At 52.3% G+C, this 239-nt stretch carries 1 rRNA gene; it reads left to right on the top strand.

Annotation, left to right across the window (positions count from 1 at the left end):
* A 16S ribosomal RNA gene (locus KJS58_RS25270) occupies window positions 1–239 on the top strand; the annotation flags it as partial.

The following is a 239-nucleotide window of genomic DNA, read 5'->3' as shown; positions in this document are numbered from 1 at the left end:
GTCGCAAGACTGAAACTCAAAGGAATTGACGGGGACCCGCACAAGCAGTGGAGTATGTGGTTTAATTCGAAGCAACGCGAAGAACCTTACCAGGTCTTGACATCCCTCTGACCGGTCTAGAGATAGACCTTTCCTTCGGGACAGAGGAGACAGGTGGTGCATGGTTGTCGTCAGCTCGTGTCGTGAGATGTTGGGTTAAGTCCCGCAACGAGCGCAACCCTTGATCTTAGTTGCCAGCA

It is taken from the genome of Paenibacillus sp. J45TS6, assembly GCF_018403285.1.
GTDB lineage: Bacteria > Bacillota > Bacilli > Paenibacillales > Paenibacillaceae > Paenibacillus.
The sequence above is the reverse complement of the archived record's forward strand: the minus strand, read 5'-3'. Positions and strand labels throughout refer to the sequence as shown.